This window comes from Protofrankia sp. CiP1_Cm_nod1 (assembly GCF_920888515.1).
Lineage (GTDB): Bacteria > Actinomycetota > Actinomycetes > Frankiales > Frankiaceae > Protofrankia.
This window is the reverse complement of sequence record NZ_CAKKTM010000186.1, coordinates 1-3,203: the sequence shown is the minus strand read 5'-3', so window position 1 is coordinate 3,203 and position 3,203 is coordinate 1. Positions and strand designations below refer to the sequence as shown.

The window sequence follows — 3,203 nt, the reverse complement described above, 5'->3', positions numbered from 1 at the left end:
GTGCGGCGCGGCGCGGTCTGGGCGGACGCGGTCGCCCGCGGCCGGGCGCTGGCCGACGCCAAGCTGCACGGCGCCGCCCCGGCCGCCTACCTGGCGCTGGACCTGATCGCGCTCGCCGAGACCGCCGACCGGGACACCGGCTACGCGGCCGAGACCGAGGCGCTGGCCGACCTCGCCGTCAGCGAGGAGCTGGCCGCCAGCCTCTACGCCTTCGATCTGGTGCAGAAGCGGGCGAAACGCCCGGCCGGCGGGCCGGACCCGGCCCTGGCCCGGCCGGTGACCAAGGTCGGCGTGGTCGGCGCCGGGCTGATGGCCGGCCAGCTCGCGCTGCTGTTCGCGCAGCGCCTGGAAGTGCCGGTGGTGCTGACCGACATCGACCAGGACCGGCTCGACGCCGGCCTCGCCACCGTCCACCGGGAGATCGACAACCTGCTGACCAGGAAGCGGATCTCCCCGGACAAGGCCTCCCGGCTGCACGGCGCCGTGACCGGCTCGCTGACCAAGGACGTTTACGCCGACGCCGACCTGGTCATCGAGGCCGTCTTCGAGGATCTCGCGGTCAAGCAGCGGGTGTTCGCCGAACTGGAGGCGGTCGTCTCCCCCGAGACCCTGCTGCTGACCAACACCTCGGCACTGTCGGTCAGCGACATGGCGTCCGTGCTGGCGCATCCGCAGCGGGTCGCGGGGCTGCACTTCTTCAACCCGGTGGCGATCATGCCGCTGGTCGAGGCGGTGCGGGGCCGGCAGACCGACGACGCGGCGATCGCGACAACGCTCGCGGTCGCGAAGAAGCTGCGGAAGAACGCGGTGCTCACCACGGACACGCCCGCGTTCGTCGTCAACCGCCTGCTCACCCGGTTCATGGGCGAGGTGCTGGCCGCCATCGACAACGGCACCCCGGTGGAGGATGCCGACCAGGCCCTCGAGCCGCTGGGCCTGCCCATGTCACCGCTGGTGCTGCTCGGGCTGGTCGGGCCCGCCGTCGCCCTGCACGTCGCCGAGATCCTGCACGCCGCCTACCCGGACCGCTTCCCCGGCACCGAGGGCCTGGGCCGGCTGGTGGCCGCCGGCAGGACCAGCGTCTACACGTGGGGCCCCGACGGCCAGCGGGTGGACCCCGAGGCCGCCGAGCTGATCAGGTCCGCGGCCGGCGGTGACACCCCGGTGCTGACCGGCGAGCAGGTGCGGGAGGCGTCCCTGGCCGCGCTCGCCGAGGAGATCCGCGCCCTGCTCGACGAGGGCGTGGTCGCCGAGGCCGCCGATGTCGACCTGTGCCTGCTGCTCGGCGCGGGCTGGCCGTTCCACCTCGGCGGTATCACCCCCTACCTGGACCGCACCGGCATCAGCGAGAAGATCACCGGCCGCCGCTTCACCCCACCCGGCGTGGCCACCCTGTCCTGACCCGCCCCGGCCCACGCCCCACATCCCCGATCCGGCCCGGCCTGGTCGGTGCCCTCCCAGCACCGACCAGGCCGCCATGCCCAACAGCAGGCGTCCGCTGTCATGATGCTTTCGTGCGGACGACGGTGACTCTCGATCCGGATGTGGCGGCAGCCCTCCAGAAGGAGGTCCGCGAACAGGGAATGTCGCTCGAAGAAGCGCTGAACACACTTGTACGTGCTGGTCTGGCGAACCGCCGTCAGGATGCTCCGCCCTACCGGACGCCCGCCCGATCGCTCGGGCTACGACCTGGCATCGACCTCGACAAAGCACTGCGGCTCAGTTCCGAGCTTGAGGACGATGAGGTCATCGGTAAAATCCGACCGCGCGGCTGAAGCCGCCTGGGACAAACCTCCTGATACACGTGTCGACGACACGGCCGCCTGACCGCTCAGGCCGGGTGGAACTGTCGGTGGTGGGTGGAAGCATGGCCGGCATGGCGAAATGGAGTGAGCTGGAGGCCGCGGCGCCGCTGCTGGCGGCGGCGGTCCGGGGGCGGTTCGAGGCATACGGGCTGGCGATCCTCGCGACTCTCCGGCGCGACGGATCACCCCGGGTGAGCGGTATCGAACTGCTGTTCGCCCTCGGCGAGCTGTGGCTGGGCATGATGCCCGACTCACGCAAGGCGGTCGACCTGTCGCGGGATCCGCGGTGCGCCCTGCACAACGCGACAACGGACAAGAACGTCGCCGACGGTGACGCGAAAATCACCGGCCGGGCCGTCGCGGTGACCGATCAGGAAAGCCTCGACGCCTACCGGGCGGCCTGGCTGGCAGCGGTGGAGATCCCCGTGCCGGAGCCGTTCGCCCTGTTCAGGGTCGACGTCACCGAGCTCGCGATGATCGGCGTCGGCGACGAGAAACTCGTCATCGACTTCTGGCGGGAGGGCAGCCCACCCGTACGGACAACCCGTAAATAGGGCACCTCGCCGGTGACGTTCCGCAAACCCGGGCGGGTCGGCCGATTTTCGTACACCATGGGCCGGGTCGGGCGTTCGGCAACCGCCAGCAGCTGGCGATCATCCATTGTTACGAAGAGTCGTCAGCGACCGCTGATCCCTGTCGCCGCCGGGCCGGTCGTCCAGCGCGTCCGGAGACCATCCGCCCGCCGGCACGGAGAAGCCGGCGATCAGAGATCGTAAGGATGGCACGCATGGCAACGCGCGAGGTCGCGGTGACGAAGACGATCCCCGCTACCGCGGAACAGATCTTCGATCTTCTTACGGACCCGTCCCGGCATCCCGTGATCGACGGTTCGGGAACGGTGCGAGCGGCGCGCCCCGGCGGCGCGAGACGGCTGACGCTCGGGTCGACGTTCGGCATGGACATGAAAATGGGCGCGCCCTACCGCATCACGAACACGGTGGTGGAGTTCGAGGAGAACCGGCTGATCGCCTGGCGGCACTTCTTCGGGCACCGCTGGCGCTGGTGGCTGACACCGCTGCCCGACGGGCGCACAGAGGTCACCGAAACCTTCGACTGGTCCACCGCGCGCATTCCACCGCTCATCGACGTCAGCCTCTTCCCCCGGAAGAACAGGGCGGGCATCGAGAAATCCCTCGACCGGCTGGCCGGCCTGTTCTCATGACGTACGGCTTCTCATGACGTACGGCTTCTCATGACGTACGGCCCGGCCCGGCGGATGACGCGACGGCCGCTGACGGGATGGCCGCTGACGGGATGGCGTCCGCCGGTGCGGCCGGTGCGCTCCGCCCGGCGGTGAGCGTGCTGGCGGGACGGGGGCGCAGGGCCATGCCGATGCCC

At 70.6% G+C, this 3,203-nt stretch carries 4 protein-coding genes; all 4 read left to right on the top strand.

Features of this window, described 5'->3' with window-relative positions; all coding sequences use genetic code 11:
• Positions 1–1,401: 3-hydroxyacyl-CoA dehydrogenase NAD-binding domain-containing protein (locus NBX02_RS08680; protein ID WP_250290842.1), on the top strand; the 1,401-nt coding region annotated here is incomplete at its 5' end.
• A 113-nt stretch (positions 1,402–1,514) separates the two neighbouring features.
• Positions 1,515–1,775 carry a ribbon-helix-helix protein, CopG family gene (locus NBX02_RS08675; protein WP_250290839.1) on the top strand — a complete coding sequence of 87 codons (261 nt, stop codon included), beginning with the start codon at positions 1,515–1,517 and terminating at the stop codon, positions 1,773–1,775.
• Positions 1,776–1,876: 101 nt separating this feature from the next.
• Positions 1,877–2,359: a pyridoxamine 5'-phosphate oxidase family protein gene (locus tag NBX02_RS08670; protein WP_250290837.1), complete on the top strand. Its 483-nt coding sequence runs from the start codon at positions 1,877–1,879 to the stop codon at positions 2,357–2,359.
• A 233-nt stretch (positions 2,360–2,592) separates the two neighbouring features.
• Positions 2,593–3,027, top strand: a complete 435-nt coding sequence (locus tag NBX02_RS08665) for an SRPBCC family protein (RefSeq protein WP_250290836.1) — start codon at positions 2,593–2,595, stop codon at positions 3,025–3,027.
• The last annotated feature ends 176 nt before the right edge of the window (positions 3,028–3,203 follow it).

Bases quoted from the DNA above. Each gene is read 5' to 3' on its own strand.
- NBX02_RS08665 (WP_250290836.1), top strand. From the start codon at position 2,593: ATGGCAACGCGCGAGGTCGCGGTGACGAAGACGATCCCCGCTACCGCG.
- NBX02_RS08670 (WP_250290837.1), top strand. From the start codon at position 1,877: ATGGCGAAATGGAGTGAGCTGGAGGCCGCGGCGCCGCTGCTGGCGGCG.